13 protein-coding genes and 2 tRNA genes are annotated in these 17,012 nt (G+C 60.8%); 4 read left to right on the top strand and 11 right to left on the bottom strand.

Annotated features, from left to right (window positions below; translation table 11 throughout):
* Positions 1-98: 98 nt before the first annotated feature.
* The 4 genes from HQ912_RS22470 to HQ912_RS22455 form a co-directional block, all read right to left on the bottom strand.
* The gene (locus HQ912_RS22470) at positions 99-1,382 is read right to left on the bottom strand and encodes a virulence factor family protein (protein WP_173407324.1); all 1,284 of its coding nucleotides are present in this window, start codon (positions 1,380-1,382) and stop codon (positions 99-101) included.
* Positions 1,382-4,024 (bottom strand): bifunctional lysylphosphatidylglycerol flippase/synthetase MprF, encoded by a 2,643-nt coding sequence (gene mprF / locus HQ912_RS22465; protein ID WP_173407323.1) that lies wholly within the window; start codon positions 4,022-4,024, stop codon positions 1,382-1,384. Before mprF ends, HQ912_RS22470 begins: the two co-directional genes overlap by 1 nt.
* A 152-nt stretch (positions 4,025-4,176) precedes the next feature.
* A tRNA-Met gene (locus tag HQ912_RS22460) sits at positions 4,177-4,253 on the bottom strand.
* A gap of 254 nt (positions 4,254-4,507) precedes the next feature.
* Positions 4,508-4,584, bottom strand: a tRNA-Met gene (locus HQ912_RS22455).
* Between the two features lie 282 nt (positions 4,585-4,866).
* Here HQ912_RS22455 and dinB point away from each other — a divergent pair.
* Complete coding sequence (gene dinB / locus HQ912_RS22450; RefSeq protein WP_076386106.1) at positions 4,867-5,928, top strand: DNA polymerase IV; 1,062 nt, start codon at positions 4,867-4,869, stop codon at positions 5,926-5,928.
* Between the two features lie 177 nt (positions 5,929-6,105).
* Here the strand turns inward: dinB and HQ912_RS22445 are convergent, their stop codons facing one another.
* The 4 genes from HQ912_RS22445 to HQ912_RS22430 all read right to left on the bottom strand — a co-directional run bounded on the left by HQ912_RS22445 (position 6,106) and on the right by HQ912_RS22430 (position 10,913).
* The gene (locus tag HQ912_RS22445; RefSeq protein ID WP_047228432.1) at positions 6,106-7,059 is read right to left on the bottom strand and encodes a hypothetical protein; all 954 of its coding nucleotides are present in this window, start codon (positions 7,057-7,059) and stop codon (positions 6,106-6,108) included.
* Positions 7,060-7,076: 17 nt separating this feature from the next.
* Positions 7,077-8,792 (bottom strand): proline--tRNA ligase, encoded by a 1,716-nt coding sequence (locus HQ912_RS22440; RefSeq protein ID WP_047228431.1) that lies wholly within the window; start codon positions 8,790-8,792, stop codon positions 7,077-7,079.
* Between the two features lie 130 nt (positions 8,793-8,922).
* A complete protein-coding gene (locus HQ912_RS22435; RefSeq protein ID WP_139051014.1) occupies positions 8,923-10,488 on the bottom strand; it encodes an AmpG family muropeptide MFS transporter in 1,566 nt (521 codons plus the stop codon).
* A 44-nt stretch (positions 10,489-10,532) separates the two neighbouring features.
* A complete protein-coding gene (locus HQ912_RS22430; RefSeq protein ID WP_171061418.1) occupies positions 10,533-10,913 on the bottom strand; it encodes an MGMT family protein in 381 nt (126 codons plus the stop codon).
* A gap of 137 nt (positions 10,914-11,050) precedes the next feature.
* On the opposite strand from HQ912_RS22430, the gene HQ912_RS22425 reads away from it, so the two are divergent.
* A complete protein-coding gene (locus tag HQ912_RS22425; RefSeq protein ID WP_047228428.1) occupies positions 11,051-12,058 on the top strand; it encodes a DUF481 domain-containing protein in 1,008 nt (335 codons plus the stop codon).
* 195 nt (positions 12,059-12,253) lie between these two features.
* On the opposite strand, the gene HQ912_RS22420 is transcribed toward HQ912_RS22425, so the two are convergent.
* Positions 12,254-12,463: a cold-shock protein gene (locus HQ912_RS22420; protein ID WP_002554837.1), complete on the bottom strand. Its 210-nt coding sequence runs from the start codon at positions 12,461-12,463 to the stop codon at positions 12,254-12,256.
* Positions 12,464-12,817: 354 nt separating this feature from the next.
* Between HQ912_RS22420 and dcd the strand changes: the two genes are divergently transcribed.
* The gene (gene dcd / locus HQ912_RS22415; RefSeq protein ID WP_003184751.1) at positions 12,818-13,384 is read left to right on the top strand and encodes a dCTP deaminase; all 567 of its coding nucleotides are present in this window, start codon (positions 12,818-12,820) and stop codon (positions 13,382-13,384) included.
* 102 nt (positions 13,385-13,486) lie between these two features.
* Positions 13,487-13,702 (top strand): hypothetical protein, encoded by a 216-nt coding sequence (locus HQ912_RS22410; protein WP_047228427.1) that lies wholly within the window; start codon positions 13,487-13,489, stop codon positions 13,700-13,702.
* Positions 13,703-13,738: 36 nt separating this feature from the next.
* On the opposite strand, the gene pdeM is transcribed toward HQ912_RS22410, so the two are convergent.
* Together pdeM and HQ912_RS22400 are read right to left on the bottom strand one after the other, a co-directional pair.
* Positions 13,739-14,395 carry a ligase-associated DNA damage response endonuclease PdeM gene (gene pdeM / locus HQ912_RS22405; RefSeq protein ID WP_107321600.1) on the bottom strand — a complete coding sequence of 219 codons (657 nt, stop codon included), beginning with the start codon at positions 14,393-14,395 and terminating at the stop codon, positions 13,739-13,741.
* Positions 14,395-16,881 (bottom strand): ligase-associated DNA damage response DEXH box helicase, encoded by a 2,487-nt coding sequence (locus HQ912_RS22400; RefSeq protein WP_173407322.1) that lies wholly within the window; start codon positions 16,879-16,881, stop codon positions 14,395-14,397. The genes pdeM and HQ912_RS22400 overlap by 1 nt, the downstream gene beginning before the upstream one ends.
* Between the last annotated feature and the right edge of the window lie 131 nt (positions 16,882-17,012).

Here is a 17,012-nt window from a genome sequence, read left to right as displayed (position 1 = left end):
CGCGATAGCGGTGGATCAGTTGATGGCGATGTTGACTGTGCTGTCGATATCGCGAGCAGGCTCGCTCCCACCTGGGTGGATCAAATAAACCCATCTGCTCACGGTTGGGTCACCTTGTTCTGGCGCTTGTTGATTTCGTCCACCAGGCGCTTGGCCAGCGCCGGATAGTTCTCGTCGAAATGATGGCCACCAGGTAGCTGGATGGCTTCGCCCACCGCGGTCTTGTCGGTACAGCCACTTTCAGCCGCTTCTTCTACGCCGTAGATGCACACGACTTTGTCGGCGGGCAGCTTGGCCATTTCCGGGCCCGTGGCGGCTTCGGTGCCGGCATTGCCGAGCCAGCCTTCGACTTCGATCTCGAAGCTGCCGGTGCGCGCGAAGGCCAGCAGGATGATTGCGTCGACCCCTTGCTGTTCGCTGGCCGGAAGGCGATTGTAGATTGCGGGCAGTACGTCGGCGCCGAAGGAATATCCGGTCAGGATGAAGCGCTTGGTGCCCCAGACCTGACGGTAGTGCTGCATCAGTTCGGTGAGGTCCTGGGCGCTTTGTTCCGGACTCTTGTGCTGCCAGTAGTAGCGCAGGGTGTCGATGCCGACGACCGGGTAACCGATCTTGGCCATTTCTTCGGCCACGTCCCGATCCAGGTCCCGCCAGCCGCCGTCTCCGGAGAGAAACAGGGTCACGGTGTCCCGGGCCTGGCTGGCCGGCACTTCCACTACGGGAATGCTCAGGCCGCCCTGGTCGGTGCCTACCAGGATCTTGTGCAGTTCGTTGTTCAGCACCTGTGGCAGGTTGATGTCGTAGTTGCTGATGCTGGTTTCAGCGTTCGGTTGATCCCGTACGAAACCGGCGCTGGTGTCGTCGGGGTTGTCATTCCAGGCCACCAGCCAGTGGCCGTGGGCCGCGCTTTTAGGCAGCAGGTGGGTGCAGCCGGGTTTTTCCAGGGCCAGGTCCACCGAAACGGCCTGGGCCTTGTCGTTCTTCTGCTCCGCCAGCCAGCGCCAGGCCAGCACGGCTCCGGGGCCGATACCACTGACCAGCGTTGCTGGCCCCTGGAGCTGCTTCAGGCCGGCCTGCAGGGCACGGCCTTGCAGCATGCAGTCCTTGGGCAGGATCACCTGGACGATTTGCGCCGAGCCGCTGCGGCTGAGGGTCAGCAATTGCGTGTCGCTGAGTTTCTGCTCTTCGTTGACCGCCACCAGCACTTGGGCGCGGGGCGGGGTGCCGGGAATGATCCGGGTCATGGGGGCACCGTCGACCGGCGTCAGCTGTTCAAGGGTCGGTTGCGGGGCAGGGCGGTTCCAGTACCAGTAACCGCCACCGAGAATCACCGCCACCACCAACAGGGTGGCCACTACGTATCGCCAGGAGCGTTGCATCATCAGCGTTTCACCAATCCAGTCAGGCCGCCTGCAATCAGGGCGGCGGTATCGGCCAGAGCTACCAGCGGATCGAGTCCGGCGGGCACGGCCATGTAACGAGGTTCCCAGTCAGGCTGGAATTTATCTTTGAAACGGCGCAGGCCCTGGAAGTTGTAGAGCTGTTCGCCACGGCGGAACACCATCGAACCCAGACGCTGGGTCAGCGGTGCGCCGCGTCGCGGTTGCAGGCCCGACAGGGGGACCATTCCGAGGCTGAAGCGGGCATAGTCATGGGCTTTGTAATGCTGAATCAGCCCGACCATCATGAATTCCATGGTCAGTTTCGGGGCGTCGGGATGGGCGCGCATCAGGTCGAGGCTGGCCAATTCATGGCTGTGCGTCTCCAGCAGATTGGCGAACGCCACCGGGCGGCCTTCGAAACGAATCACTGCGATGCGGAAATGCTTGAGGTAGTCATCGCTGAAGCGGCCAAGTGAAAAGCCTTTTTCCCGCACGTTCTTGCCGGTCAGCCAGGCGTCGGAAATGACCTTCAGCTCATCCATCGGCGCCTGGCCCGGTTCGTGGATCTCCAGCGACAGGCCGTCCCGGGTACCGCGGTTCCAGGTGTAGCGCAAGTCCTTCATCTCTTTGCCCTTGGCTTCGAGATCGAAATGCTTGAGGTCGACCCGTGCTTCTTCACCCAGCTTGATCGCGGTCAGTCCGATGTCCATGTAATACGGCAGGTTCTCGGCGCGAACCTGATAGAACACCGGGCGCGCATGATGGATATCGCACAGGTCGCGGAACTGCCAGATCATTTCTGCGCGTTGCTGGGTAGGGCCGATCGGGTCGTACAATGCCACCAGACTGCGGCCACGGCGGGCATACATCAGAAATGCTTCGTCGTTGGGATGAAACAGCAATGCCTTGTCACCGGTCAGGGCCAGGCCGCCGTCGGGTTGTGAAGAGGCCATGAGAATCTTTTTGGCTCGCTCCAGTTCTTCTGCCGCCGGCAGCTGGATCACCGGGCGGGCGGTACGCAGCAGCCAGGTAAGGGACACCACCACCAGCAGCACCGCCGCGCCCAGCAGTGAGCGCAGACCACGAGGTGCGTCGGCATCGAGGGTGAATTGCCACCACAGTTCATGGCTGTAGGGCACGTCCTGGTATGCAAACAGCAGCAGCCAGATTGACGCGCCGAGCACGCATAGGCTGGCAATCAGAAACAGCGGCGAAAATGGCAACTCGGTCAGGCGACTCGGACGATAAAACGAACGCCGGAACACCGCCAACAAGCTGGCCGTCAGCGTCAGCAGCGTGGCCTCTTCCCAATCGAAGCCCTTGAGCAGTGAGAGCAGGGCGCCCACCAACAGTAAAACGGTGGTCAGCATCCAGGCAGCAGACAAGCGACGGCGCAGACCCTGGGCGAGCAACAGGCACAACACGCCCACAAGGCTGGCGCCCAGGTGCGAGGCGTCCACCAGCCGATGAGGGATCAGGAAACCAATGTGCTCCAGGCGAGTATCGATTTCCGGGGTCACGCCGGAAAACAGCAGCACCACGCCCGAGAGGAACACCAGCACCGCCAGGATCGGCGCCGCCAGGCCCGACGCTACCCGCAGGGACTGGCGGGCCTGGAACAGCCGTTGCGCCTCATTGATCAGCAACAACACACAGGCCACCAGCATCGGCAGCAGGACATAGATCAAGCGATACAAAAGCAGGGCGGCGGCCAAAGGCGCGGCCCCCAGTTTGTCGGCGAAGGCCGCCAGCAGGATCGCTTCGAACACCCCGACCCCGCCCGGTACATGACTGAGTACGCCGGCTGCCAGCGCCAACAGGTACACCAGCAGGAAGGCGCCGAACGGTGGTGTTTCGGGCAACAACAAGTACAGCACCGTGGCGGCCGCCGCGACATCCAGCGTGGTGATGATCAGTTGCAGGAGCGTCAAGCGTCGGCCCGGCAGGCGCAGGGTGCGGCGCCCGGCCTTGATCAGCAGGCTGTCCCGATAGGGCTGTTCTGGCAGGCGCCGACGGTAGATGCCGATAGCCAGCGCACAGGTGAGCAGCAGCACCGCCACGCAGATCGCTCCCAGCCAGGTGGCCGGCAAGTGCAGGGCGGCGGAAGCGGCGGGCAGATCACTGAGGGTTGCCAGGGCTGCCAGCGGCGGCAGTGCACAGCCCAGGGACAGGCTGGCGAACAGGGTCATGTGGGCGACATCTGTCGCGCCCAGGCCATGGCGGGCATACAGCCGGTAGCGAACCGAGCCCCCCGACAATAACGAGAGCCCGATGGCGTTGCCGATGGCAAAAGCGCTGAATCCGCCCAGGACCAGCGTTTTTGCGGGCAATTTCACACCGGCATAACGGCTGGCGGACCATTCATAGCCCAGCAAGATGACGAATCCGACGACCGTCGCGGCGACTGCGCCGAGCAGGGCTGAGCGCGGCACCTGCATGATCGAGTCGTGCAGAGCGTACAGATCGAGCTCGCTCAGCAGGTGGCGACAGGCAATCAATGCAAGGGCGAACAACAACAGTGTGACGGCGAGGCCGATAGGCTGACGGTACTGGCTGATACGCTCCAGCCAGCGCAAGCGCCCGGCCTTGATCGGTTGTACCGCAGTAACAGTGTCTTGTGGGGCAGTCGAGTGAGCGCGCATCAATCACCTCTTGAACTATGCGCGACAGGATGGGGGCAACCCGCTTAGTTACCAATCCCTGCCGAAAAAAATAATTACAAAATATTTGTCATGAAAGCTTTTTTCGACAGGCACAAAAAAGGCCACTCTTTCGAGTAGCCTTTTTTGATGTTTGGTTGCGGGAGCCGGATTTGAACCGACGACCTTCGGGTTATGAGCCCGACGAGCTACCAGACTGCTCCATCCCGCGTCTGTGTGGCGGCATTCTACAGGCGAACGCCTGAGTGTCAACCGTTAAAAGGTGGTGAGGTCAAATAAACGGCCAATTCGTCGCCAACCGAGCTAAACACAAGAAATCAAAAGGAAATTGTCCTACAGGCAGGCAGTCTGCATTGCGTCGCCGTGGGGTTGGGCGAGGTTCGCAGGTCTTCTCTTCACGGCGCCTTGCTCAAAAACAAACGGCCACAAAAAAGGCCACCCTTTCGAGTAGCCTTTCTTGATGTTTGGTTGCGGGAGCCGGATTTGAACCGACGACCTTCGGGTTATGAGCCCGACGAGCTACCAGACTGCTCCATCCCGCGTCTGTGTGGCGGCATTCTACAGAGGATCGGCTGGCTGTCAACCCTGGCGCCAGGAAAATCTGTTCAGCTTCAATTGCTTAGCCTTAGTCCTGGGCATTGTGACAGCGCTGTGACGCAAGCCTGGCAAGGGCTGGCGCTCTATTGGACGCTTCGCTGCGATTGAAGAAATAAATTCACGTAGGCTTTTTCCAGCCGCAGTGAAGGATCTTTTCAACTACTGGTGCTATATACAGTTGTCGGTGCGATACTGGCGTCCCGACTTGTCGCACATCCGCTTCTCTTATGACGCAACGCAAAATCATCCACGTCGACTGTGACTGCTTCTACGCCGCTATCGAGATGCGCGATGACCCGCGGCTGGCCGGCAAACCCCTGGCGGTCGGTGGTTCGGCGGACCGGCGCGGAGTCATCGCGACCTGTAACTACGAGGCCCGGGCCTACGGTGTGCGCTCGGCCATGTCATCCGGACACGCCTTGAAGCTCTGCCCCGACTTGACCATCGTCAAGCCGCGGATGGACGCCTATCGGGAGGCGTCGAAGGAAATTCATACGATCTTCAGCGATTACACTGACTTGATCGAGCCGCTGTCCCTGGATGAGGCCTACCTGGATGTCTCCGCCAGTGCCCATTTCGGTGGGAGTGCCACCCGCATCGCCCAGGACATTCGTCGGCGGGTTTCCAATCAACTGCACATCACGGTGTCCGCCGGCGTCGCCCCCAACAAGTTTCTGGCCAAGATCGCCAGCGATTGGAAAAAGCCCAACGGCTTGTTCGTCATCACCCCGGATCAGGTCGAAGACTTCGTTTCGGCCCTTCCGGTGAGCAAGCTGCATGGGGTGGGTAAAGTGACCGCCGACAAACTGAACAGGCTCGGCATTGTCGATTGCCTGCAGTTGCGTCAATGGGACAAGCTGGCGCTGGTGCGCGAATTCGGCAGTTTCGGTGAGCGCCTCTGGAGCCTGGCTCGTGGGATTGATGAGCGTCTGGTGCACAATGACAGCCGTAGACAGTCCATCAGTGTGGAAAACACCTACGACGTCGATCTGCCTGATCTGACAAGCTGCCTCGATAAACTGCCGGAGCTGATGCAGTCCCTGAGTGGGCGCATCGCCCGGATCGACAGTAGTTATCGACCGGGCAAGCCGTTCGTCAAAGTGAAATTCCATGACTTCACCCAGACCACCCTGGAGCAGGCCGGGGCAGGGCGCGATCTGGGCAGTTACCAGTTGCTATTGACCCAGGCATTCAACCGCGGCGGCAAGCCGGTGCGTTTGTTGGGGATAGGGGTACGGCTGGAGGATCTGCGAGGCGGGTTTGAGCAGTTGGAATTGTTTGAGCGGTGAGGCTGCCACTTACATGAAGGCTTTGCCGGCTCTTGTGGCGAGGGAGCTTGCTCCCGCTGGGCTGCGCAGCAGCCCCAGAAACAGTTGATTCAACTTATCTGGCACACCGAGGTGGCAGGCTTGAGGGCCGCTGCGCGCCCCAGCGGGAGCAAGCTCCCTCGCCACAAGGTTTTGCTGCTAGTTCGCTCCTGGATCCGCCACCAGGCGCCCGCCATCCTTGGTCAGGGCTTTGAGGAATTCGGTCTGTAACTCCGGATCATTGCGGGTCAGTTCGATCAGGCTCTGTTCCAGCTCGCTGGCCTCTTCTTCAAGCCCCAGCTCCGACAGCCGCTTGACCCGATGAACCCACTGGCTCACCTCGTCATCTTCCAGATCGTCGTAGATCAACCCATGGGCTTCCACCAGCTTGCCGCGCAACGTGCTGCTGATGCTCAGGGACGAGTCGGTGTGTACCTCGTCCAGGGCGTCCGTCACGCTGATCTGCAACTTGCCGAAGTGGCTCAGATCATGCTCGGCGAACGGGCTTTCCAGCAGATTCAAACGCAACACGCCATTGCGGTCGGTGCTCAGTTCGAAGGTTTGCCGGGCAGCCTTGACCTGTACCGGGCGTTCGCTCCAGGGCAGGCTCGTGTGTTCGACGCGTTTGTCGCGTTGCACTTCGTCGATTCCGGCCAGGTTCTGCTGGGCGCGGCCATGGGACGGCACGTTCATGAATGGATTGAGCCCGGCGAAGCCGTAGCTGATCCAGTCTCGAGTCGCGCTCTCTGGGAGGTTGCCAAGAGCGAACACATTGACCACATTGGCGCCGACACCCGCCACCACTGCCACCGCGCCCAGCGGAATTTCGTAAACTTCGCGCCAGGGCTGATACGGCGTATAGCGATCATAATGGCGGGTGACTTCGAATTCGGTGACTTCGAAGGTCTTCTGCTCATTGATCCGCACCCGACGTTGCGGCAGTTCGAGTACTTTGGGCTCGCCCACTTCGATATGCAGGCTATGGTCGAGCAGTTTGCGCTCGACCCGCTCTTCGTGCTCGCTGCGTTGCGACATTTGGTTGGCACAGCCGCTGACCAGGAGGGCGCCGCACAGCGCGGCGCCCCCGAGGCCTAAGGTGTTTCGCTTGAACATGACGTCTCTATCTGGTGTCAGCGGCGGATACGGGCCTGGAGGAACGACAGCACGTCAGCGACCGGCAGCGCTTGCGGCTCGGCCTCGGTGCGACTTTTGTATTCCAGGTTGCCTTCGGCCAGGCTGCGGTCACTGACGACGATCCGATGCGGGATGCCGATCAGTTCCATGTCTGCGAACTTGATGCCGGGGCTGGTTTTTTTGTCGCGGTCGTCCAGCAGCACTTCGAAGCCGGCCGCCGTCAGTTCGGCGTAGAGCTTGTCGGTGGCTTCGCGAACCAGTTCGGTCTCGTAGCGCAGCGGCACCAGGGCAATCTGGAATGGCGCCAGGGCGTCGCTCCAGATGATCCCTTTCTCGTCGTTGTTCTGCTCGATGGCCGCGGCGACCACGCGGGATACGCCGATGCCGTAGCAACCCATTTCCAGGGTCACCGGCTTGCCATTCTCGCCCAGCACTTCGCACTTCATGGCTTTGCTGTACTTGTTGCCCAGCTGGAAGATGTGCCCGACTTCAATGCCGCGCTTGATTTCCAGGACGCCTTTGCCGTCCGGGCTCGGATCGCCGGCCACAACGTTGCGCAGGTCGGCCACGGCCGGAACCGGCAGGTCGCGCTCCCAGTTCACGCCGAAGTAGTGCTTGTCATCGATGTTGGCGCCGATGGCGAAATCGCTCATCAGCTCCACCGAGCGGTCGATGATGATCGGCAGCGGCAGGTTCAACGGGCCGAGGGAGCCGGCACCGGCGCCGATGGCGTCGCGCAGTTCGGCGTCGGTGGCCATGACCAGGGGGCTGGCAACGCCAGGCTGGTTGCCGGCCTTGATTTCGTTCAGCTCGTGATCGCCGCGGATGATCAGGGCGATCAGCTTGCCTTCTTCTTCGGCGCGCACGATCAGGGTCTTGATGGTGCGTTCGATCGGCAGGTTGTAGCCTTCCACCAGTTGAGCGATGGTCTTGGCGTTTGGCGTGTCCACCAGGCGCAGTTCTTCGGTCGGTGCAGGGCGGGAGGTTTCCCGTGGCACGGCCTCGGCTTTCTCGATGTTGGCGGCGTAGTCGGAGCCGTTGCTGAATACGATGTCGTCTTCGCCGGACTCGGCCAGTACGTGGAACTCGTGGGAGCCGGCGCCACCGATGGAACCGTTGTCGGCTTCAACCGGACGGAATTTCAGGCCCAGGCGGGTGAATACGTTGCAATACGCCTGGTGCATGCGATCGTAGGTGACTTGCAGCGAGGCCAGGTCGGTGTGGAACGAGTAGGCGTCCTTCATGATGAATTCGCGGCCGCGCATCAGGCCGAAGCGTGGACGGATTTCATCACGGAATTTGGTCTGGATCTGATACAGGTTGATAGGCAGTTGCTTGTAGCTGCTCAACTCGTTGCGCATCAGGTCGGTGATCACTTCTTCGTGAGTCGGGCCTGCGCAGAAGTCACGACCGTGACGGTCTTTGATGCGCAGCAACTCAGGGCCGTACTCTTCCCAGCGCCCCGATTCCTGCCACAGCTCGGCCGGCTGGGTGCCCGGCATCAACACTTCCAGAGAGCCGGCGGCGTTCATTTCTTCGCGAACGATGGCTTCTACCTTGCGCATCACACGCAGACCCATCGGCAGCCAGGTGTACAGGCCCGAGGCGAGTTTGCGGATCATGCCGGCGCGCAGCATCAGCTGGTGGCTGATCACGACGGCGTCGGAAGGCGTTTCTTTCTGTGTGGCGAGCAAAAATTGACTGGTGCGCATGGTTGGCCGTTGTCGGTTGCTGATGACGAGAAGTGACGGAGCATTGTACGGGCGAGATGCCCTGGCGTACAGGCGCGTGGCCGGTCGCCAGGCATGAGCGCCGGTTTCGCCGGCGCTTGCTGGAAGTTTCCTAAGATTCTTGCGCAGGTCGCGTGGGTGTCGGTTCCGGCTCCGAAGCCGAGCCTGAACCCTGGCGGCGGTTTTCCTGATACCAGTGCAAGGCAATCAGTAACAGGGTCGGAACCCCCAGCAAGGCGGTGATCAGGAAGAAGTCGTGATAGCCGAATTTCTCCACCATCACCCCTGAGTAACCGCCGATCAAGCGCGGCAGCAACAGCATGATTGAGCTGAGCAGGGCGTATTGGGTGGCCGAGAACTTCAGGTTGGTCAGGCTCGACAAGTAGGCGACGAACGCCGAAGTGGCCAGGCCGGAGCTGAAGTTGTCCAGGGAGATGGTGACAACCAGCATCTGCAGGTTGGCGCCCATGTCGGCGAGCATCAAAAACAGGATATTGGTGCCGGCGGAGGCAACGCCGCCGATAAACAGGATCGGCAGGATACCGAAACGCACGATCAACAAGCCGCCCATGCCGGCGCCGACGAGCGTCATGATCAGCCCGAAAATCTTGCTGACGCTGGCGATCTGGTCCTTGGTGAAGCCTTGGTCGATGTAGAACACGTTGGCCATGACGCCCATGACCGTGTCGGACATCCGGTAGGTGGCAATCAGCCCAAGCAGCAACAGGGCCTGCCAGCGGTAACGCAGGATGAAATCGTTGACCGGTGTCAGCACCGGCGCCAGCCCGCGGCGCCCCATGGCCGAAAGGCACAGGGCTGTCAGGGTGATATAGAGAATGGCCCGCAGGAAGGCACGGTCTTCGAGCAGCAGGTCCAGAAGGCTGACGCCTTCGAACAGGACACTGGCAAAGTCGGTGTTATAGAGCTGGGTGAACATCGCCGGTACCGACACCAGCAGCACGATGAGTACGAACACCGAGGCCAACTGGTGGACGAAGCTATAGCGACCGGCCTGCAACTGGGTGCGTAGCGGTACCGGCGGTTCGCGCATGAATAGCGAGGTGAGCAGAGCAGGGACCATCAGCGCGCCGAACAATAGATAGGTGCCTGCCCAGGCCGAGTGCTTATAACTGAAACCGGTGGAGCCGAACCCTTCGGCAAAGAACAGTGCGCCCGCGGTGGCCAGCAATGCCGCGATCCGGTACCCGGACATGTAGCTGGCGGCGAGGGCCGCCTGGCGGGTGTCGTCGGCGATCTCCAGGCGATAGGCATCGACGGCAATGTCCTGGGTGGCCGACGCGAAAGCCACGATCACGGCGATGGCGATCAACCATGACAGGTGCTTTTGCGGGTCGCAGAAGCCCATGCCGATCAGGCCGAGGATCACCAGGGCCTGGGAGAGCACCAACCATGAACGCCGACGGCCGAGTTTGCCCAGCAGCGGCAGGCGCCATTGGTCGAGCAGGGGCGACCAGACCCATTTAAAGGCATAGGCCAGGCCGATGAGGCTCGCGTAGCCAATAGTCTCGCGGGCCACGCCAGCTTCGCGCAACCAGACCGAAAGCGTGGAAAACACCAGCATGTAGGGCAGGCCGGCGGCGAAGCCAAGCAGCAACAGCACGAGCGTCGAGGGACTGGCATAGGCGGCGAGGGCGGCGCGCCAGGTTTTACGGGGCATGGGCTGGAGTCTGCCTCAAAAATTGCGAAAACAAAGCGCGCACTCTAACCGCTGTGCTCTACCGGGCGCCAGCCATGGCGCTGAATATCAACACGATTATTCAGGACACTCACCCCTTCCGTGCGCAGGCGCGCGCGTTGTTCATCCCCTGAGGCGCTGCCGGCCGGCAGGCTGATCCGACCGCCGGCAGCCAATACTCGATGCCATGGCAGCTTTGTGTCGTTCGGCAACTGACTGAGGGTACGCCCTACCCAGCGCGCCGCTCGGCCCAGACCGGCCATCTCGGCTAGCTGACCATAGGTCACGACCTTGCCGGCCGGCACTTGTGCCAGGGTCAGGTACAGGGTGGTGCGGCGGATCTGGGCGGCGTTCTCTGGGGCCGCGGGAGCATCAGTCACGTTCAGGTGTCCTGGGCAAGGGCGTATTGCCGTTTGTAGATTAAATCCCGCAAGGTTGGTTGAGAAATGAACTCATTACAAATACTTCGGTCAGTCCTTGCTAAGGTGTCGTCCCGGGGGATAATGCCGCCTTTTTACCGCAAACTTGAGCTCTTTATACGCTTATGTTGTCTAGAACCCTGCTATGCCTAGCTGTCACCAGCGCCTCCATGCCATTGCTTGCCGATACCGTTTGGTTGAAGAACGGCGACAAGCTCAGCGGCAAGATCACCGTTTTCGATGGCGGCAAGTTGCTGATCCAGACCGATTACGCCGGCGCGATTCCCATCGACTGGAAACAGGTCAAGACTCTTGAGAGCGACCAGCAATTGCTGGTCAAGCAGGATGCCTACACCGGCGAAAAAGCCAAGGCGCTGCAGGCTGCCGAGGACGGCAAGGTGACCCTGGCCAACGGCGACGGACCCAAAACCGTCGAGCTGGCCAGTATCCAGCAAATCCTCAAACCCAAACCGGTGGTCGAGGATCTGGTGTGGAAGGGCAATATCGACGCCGCACTGGATTATCAGCGCGCGGAAAACGATACCGATGACTACGACATCGATTTCAAGACCTCGGCACGCCACGGCAGATGGCGGCATACCGCCGAAGGCGAATACAACCGTGAGTTCCAGGATGACGTGGTTTCCACCGACAACTGGAGGTTGGAGTATTCCCTCGACCGCTTCCTGACGGAAAAATGGTTCTGGCAAGGGCGCCTGAATTACAAGCGCGACAAAGTCGAAGAGCTGGCTCGCCAGCGCGTGGTGGGTACCGGTCCGGGCTACCAGTTCTGGGATGACGAGCTGGGTGCTTTCTCGTTGGGTTCGCTGTTCAACCGCACCGATTACGAATACCGCGACGGTGGCACCGACAACTTCTATTCCATCGCCATGAAGTGGGACTACAACCGCTACCTGATTGGCAAGCGCGTCGAATTTTTCACCAATGGCGAAGTCGGCAAGCCGCTGTCCAGTGTTGCCGAATATGCCTACGACGCCGAGGTGGGGCTGCGCTACAAAGTTACCGACTGGGCTTCGCTCAACCTCAAGGCCGAGAAAGATGTCATTGAGGGCACCGAAGACAGCGACTTGAGCAAGACGCGCTACACCGCCGGGTTTGGCGTGACCTGGTAATCCCGGTCTAGCAACCAACCCGTGTGGGAGCGAGCCTGCTCGCGATAGCGGCGGATCAGCAACATCAACGTTGACTGACACGCCGCTATCGCGAGCAGGCTCGCTCCCACATTTTTTTTGTGCGTGGGCAAAAACACACAGGCACAAAAAAGCCCCGCTTTTGAGGGCGGGGCTTTTTACTAAAGCAAGGACAAGTTAGATAACTTGAACTTCTTCAGCTTGCATGCCTTTCTGACCGCGGGTAGCGATGAAAGAAACCTGTTGGCCTTCTTTCAGGCTTTTGAAGCCGTCGGATTGGATTGCTTTGAAGTGAACAAACAGGTCGTCACCGGATTGTGGAGTGATGAAGCCGAAGCCTTTTTCATCGTTGAACCACTTAACGGTACCAGTTTGGCGATTAGACATGGTGTAACTCCTTGAACAAAGATAACTGCGACTCAGGAAGAACCCTGGCCGAGACTGAGTGCAAAGAGCAGGAAAAATTCTTGTAGATGGTTGGATCGAAATTCAACATATCGTGTAGAGATTCTCAGTGACACAAGCAACACAGTGACGTCACCTTAACCCTTTTTCCTGAATGTGCCAATGGTCTTTGCGAAGGTTTCTCGGTTTTGGTGACTGACGGCCAGCGGTATTGCCGTCAGGACCAGGAAATCAAGGTGGATCGGCGAGATTTACGTCCCGCACTTTGAACCCGGCCTCGCGCCCCGGTAAGATGCCGGACGTATTTTTTCCACCTCGCTATTTCAGGAAACCGCCATGAGCATCAAATCGGACAAGTGGATTCGCCGCATGGCGCAAGAGCACGGCATGATCGAGCCTTTCGTCGAGCGCCAGATGCGTGGCGAAGGCGCCGATCGGCTGATTTCCTTCGGCGTCTCCAGCTACGGCTACGATGTGCGCTGCGCCGATGAGTTCAAGGTGTTCACCAACATCAACTCGGCGACCGTGGACCCGAAGAACTTCGACGAGAAGAGCTTCGTCGACGTCAAGAGCGACGTCTGCATCATTCCACCGAACTCATTTGCCCTGGCGCGCACCGTCGAGTATTTCCGTATCCCGCGCAACGTGCTGACCATCTGCCTGGGTAAAAGCACGTACGCGCGCTGCGGCATCATCGTCAACGTCACGCCGCTGGAGCCTGAGTGGGAAGGCCATGTGACCCTGGAGTTCTCCAACACCACGACCTTGCCGGCAAAAATCTATGCCAACGAGGGTGTGGCGCAGATGCTGTTCCTTGAGTCCGATGAGGAATGTGAAGTGTCCTACAAGGATCGTGGTGGTAAATATCAGGGCCAGCGCGGCGTAACGCTGCCGCGTACCTGATTCTGACGAACAGTTTGAATTCCTGGGCGGGCAGGCACTCTATGGGGTGTACTGCCCGTTTTTTTGCCTCAGCGCAGCGGGCCTTCGCCCAGGAGTTGCTCTATGAAGATCGATCCGCGAATCAGTGCCGAACTGGCAAAGCTTGAGCCCAATCAGATCGGTGTCATGGCTTGGTCATTGCTGGCCCACCCTGCCGAAGCGGCGGGCGGTATTCCAGGCCAGCCTGATCCCGATACCCCCAACGAACAGCCCCTCGAACCCAGCGAACCCGGTGAACCCACCCTGCCGGATGAGCCGCCTCCTGCGCCTGTTGCCTGATCGCAAAATGGCCCGTCAGTGGAAAGCACGTGTGCTTCAACTGACGGGCCATATTTCGTTATCCCCAATGACAAAGATCCTGCAGTCATTGTCCTGTTCGACCCGATGACCCCCTGTGAATGCGCCAAAGGCGGGCAGCAGGCTGATGTCGCTGGCGAGCCGGAAGCAGGCCAGGCGCAGCCGTTGCCGTCCTTTGCCGCTCAGGTGGTAGACGGGATGGACATGGCCCGCCAGGACGTGGCGGCAGGGATGCGGATTGGGCTCATGTTGTACGGCGAAAGGTCCGAGCAACAAAGGCTCCGGCACGACCCGGATGTTCAGCGCTGGCGGCGGGTCGCCGGCACGTTTGTCGTGATTGCCGCGAATCAGCGTCATGGCCAGGTGCTGATGTCGTTCACGCCAGCTACAAAGGGCCTTCAAGGTGCCTGGGGCATGGGAACCTGGACCGTGGAGAAAGTCGCCTAGGAAGATCAGTTGGCGACATGGCAGGCTCGCCAGTAGCCCGTCGAGCACGGCGATGTTGCTGGCCGTCGTACCATGGGGCACCGGTTGGCCAAGGCTGCGATAAGCAGCGGCCTTGCCGAAATGCACATCGGCGACCATCAGGGTTTGCTGGGCAGGCCAGTACAGGGCTTTTTCCGGCAATAGCCAGAGTTCTTCGCCGGCCAGGCTGACGGGATAGGGCGCCGGCATCAGGCGTCACCACGATCAGCGGTCGTTTCCAGTTCGCTGACCATCCGCCGGATGCGATCGGCGAGCTTCTCCGAACTCATGCTTTCCCTGAATCGCTCCACCAGCAAGGGAAACCCCAGTGGGGTGGGGCGTTTAATGGCATGCAGGTCGAGCTTCAAAGTATTGAGGCGTTCCAAGGTCTGCTCCAGTCGACGTATATCCAGTTCTTCACGCAGGACCTCTTCCCCGGCCTGGGCCAGCAAGAGGTTGTCGGTGTCGTATTGCTTGAACACCTGAAAGTACAACCCGCTGGACGCCTGGACTTGGCGGGTGCTTTTGGGTGCGCCGGGATAGCCGGCAAATACCAGTCCGGCGATCCGGGCGATTTCGCGAAAGCGTCGAAGCGCCAGCTCTCCGGCGTTCAGGCTCGCCAGCACATCGCCCAGCAGGTTGTCGACGCTCAGGAGTTCCGGCCCCAGGTGCTGCGTCCAGTCCAGTGTCGTGGCACTGAGCAGTTCCAGGCCGTAATCGTTCACCGCGATGGAAAACGTCACCGGCTGTTGTTGGCTGACGCGCCAGGCCAGCAGGCTCGCCAACCCCAGATGAACCTGGCGCCCGGCAAAGGGATACAGAAACAAATGCCAGCCCTCGCGGGATTTGAGGCGCTCGGCCAACAATGTTTCTTGCGTGGGTAAACCGGACCAGCGTTGTTGGATCGATAACAAGGGCTGCACGGCGCTCATCTCCGGGCCCTCGAAGCGGCCCGTGGCGGCCTCGCTCAGACGGGCCACGACGGCGCCGGCCAGCTCGCTGGAAAGCGGCATCCGCCCGCCGTTCCAGCGCGGCACGGCGGCTTTTTTGGCCTGGCTGCGTCGCACGTAGGCGGTCATGTCTTCGACGCGGACCAATTCCAGCAAGCGTCCGGCAAACAGAAAACCATCTCCAGGCCGCAGGCGAGCGATGAAGCCTTCTTCCACGCTGCCCAAGGTCTTGCCGCCACCGCCTTTGCTCCAGAACTTCAATTGCAGGCTGGCATCGCTGACGATGGTGCCGATGCTCATGCGATGTCGTCGGGCCAGTCGCCCATCGGGGACTCGCCACACGCCGTGTTCGTCCGGCTCGACCCGCCGGTAGTCGGGATAGGCGGTCAATGACAGCCCACCATGGCGCACGAAGGCCAGGGCCCAGGCCCATTCGGCTTCGTTGAGGTCCCGATAGGCCCAGGCGTCGCGCACTTCCTCAAACAGCTCGTCAGGCAGGAAACCGCCGCCCAGGGCCATGCTGACCAGATGCTGGACCAATACATCCAGCGGCTTGTGGGGCGATTCCCGGGGTTCGATGCGCCGCTGAGCCACGGCGTCTTGGGCGGCGGCGGCTTCGATCAGCTCCAGGCTGTGGGTCGGCACCAGCGTGACCCGCGAGGTCCGCCCCGGCGCATGACCAGAACGCCCGGCGCGCTGCATCAGCCGCGCCACGCCTTTGGCCGAGCCAATCTGCAGGACCCGTTCGACTGGCAAGAAGTCCACCCCCAGATCCAGGCTGGAGGTGCAGACCACCGCCTTGAGCTGCCCTTCCTTGAGGGCCTGCTCTACCCAGTCGCGAGTTTCCCGGGACAATGAACTGTGATGCAGCGCGATCAGCCCGGCCCAGTCCGGTCTGGCTTGGAGAATGGCCTGATACCAGATTTCCGATTGCGCCCGGGTGTTGGTGAAAACCAGGCAACTGCTGCTGGCGTCTATTTCAGCAATGACCTGGGGCAGCATCTTCAGGCCGATGTGGCCGGCCCACGGAAAACGTTCGAGGGCCGGGAGGAGCAGCGTATCGACCCGTAGCGCCTTGCCGTTGGCCCCCTGCACGCTGATGCCATTGCCTTGCGGGATTAATACCTGTTCGGCGTGGGCCTGGTTACCCAAGGTGGCGGACACACCCCAGACGATGAGTTGGGGATGCCAGCGCCGCAAGCGCGCCAATGCCAATTGCAACTGCACCCCCCGTTTGTTGCCGAGCAACTCGTGCCATTCATCCACCACGACCATGCGCAGCGTCGAGGTAGCCGTTTGCGCATCGGCACGGGCGAGCATCAGGGTCAGGCTTTCGGGCGTGGTGATCAGCGCGGTGGGCAGACGCCGACCCTGGCGGGCGCGTTCGCTGGCGCTGGTGTCGCCGGTGCGCAGGCCGACGCTCCATGGAATCTGCAGCTCTGCCAGTGGTGCCTCGAGGGCTTTGCCTGTATCGGCGGCCAGCGCGCGCATCGGCGTGATCCACAGGACCGTCAGCGGTTCGGTCACTGGTTTGCGTTTACGGGGTTTATCCGGCGGTGGCGCCGAGCGGGCGAACCGGTTGAGCGCCGCGAACCACACGGCGTAGGTCTTGCCGGCCCCGGTGTTGGCGTGCAACAGCCCGGATTCGCCGCGTTTGACGGCAGCCCACACTTGTTTTTGAAAGGCGAACGGCTTCCAGCCGCGGGCGCTGAACCACTGGTTTGCGTAGTTGTTGGATGTCGCCATACCCGCCGCGTGCGCCCTGAAAGTCCTCTTTCAGTGACCGCGGTGAGGGATGAAAGGTTTAATGAAGAAAATCGTGGCGAGGGCGCTTTTGTGGCGAGAGAGCTTGCTCCCGCTGGACGCGCAGCGTCCCC

Source organism: Pseudomonas sp. MPDS (assembly GCF_013283895.1).
GTDB lineage: Bacteria > Pseudomonadota > Gammaproteobacteria > Pseudomonadales > Pseudomonadaceae > Aquipseudomonas > Aquipseudomonas rhizophila.
This window is presented reverse-complemented; position numbering and strand designations above follow the sequence as displayed.

What these genes read in the sequence shown, in the direction of transcription:
- HQ912_RS22470 (WP_173407324.1), bottom strand. Translation starts at nt 1,382, where the DNA reads ATGATGCAACGCTCCTGGCGATACGTAGTGGCCACCCTGTTGGTGGTG.
- mprF (WP_173407323.1), bottom strand. Translation starts at nt 4,024, where the DNA reads ATGCGCGCTCACTCGACTGCCCCACAAGACACTGTTACTGCGGTACAA.
- dinB (WP_076386106.1), top strand. Translation starts at nt 4,867, where the DNA reads ATGACGCAACGCAAAATCATCCACGTCGACTGTGACTGCTTCTACGCC.
- HQ912_RS22445 (WP_047228432.1), bottom strand. Translation starts at nt 7,059, where the DNA reads ATGTTCAAGCGAAACACCTTAGGCCTCGGGGGCGCCGCGCTGTGCGGC.
- HQ912_RS22440 (WP_047228431.1), bottom strand. Translation starts at nt 8,792, where the DNA reads ATGCGCACCAGTCAATTTTTGCTCGCCACACAGAAAGAAACGCCTTCC.
- HQ912_RS22435 (WP_139051014.1), bottom strand. Translation starts at nt 10,488, where the DNA reads ATGCCCCGTAAAACCTGGCGCGCCGCCCTCGCCGCCTATGCCAGTCCC.
- HQ912_RS22425 (WP_047228428.1), top strand. Translation starts at nt 11,051, where the DNA reads ATGTTGTCTAGAACCCTGCTATGCCTAGCTGTCACCAGCGCCTCCATG.
- HQ912_RS22420 (WP_002554837.1), bottom strand. Translation starts at nt 12,463, where the DNA reads ATGTCTAATCGCCAAACTGGTACCGTTAAGTGGTTCAACGATGAAAAA.
- dcd (WP_003184751.1), top strand. Translation starts at nt 12,818, where the DNA reads ATGAGCATCAAATCGGACAAGTGGATTCGCCGCATGGCGCAAGAGCAC.
- HQ912_RS22410 (WP_047228427.1), top strand. Translation starts at nt 13,487, where the DNA reads ATGAAGATCGATCCGCGAATCAGTGCCGAACTGGCAAAGCTTGAGCCC.
- pdeM (WP_107321600.1), bottom strand. Translation starts at nt 14,395, where the DNA reads ATGCCGGCGCCCTATCCCGTCAGCCTGGCCGGCGAAGAACTCTGGCTA.
- HQ912_RS22400 (WP_173407322.1), bottom strand. Translation starts at nt 16,881, where the DNA reads ATGGCGACATCCAACAACTACGCAAACCAGTGGTTCAGCGCCCGCGGC.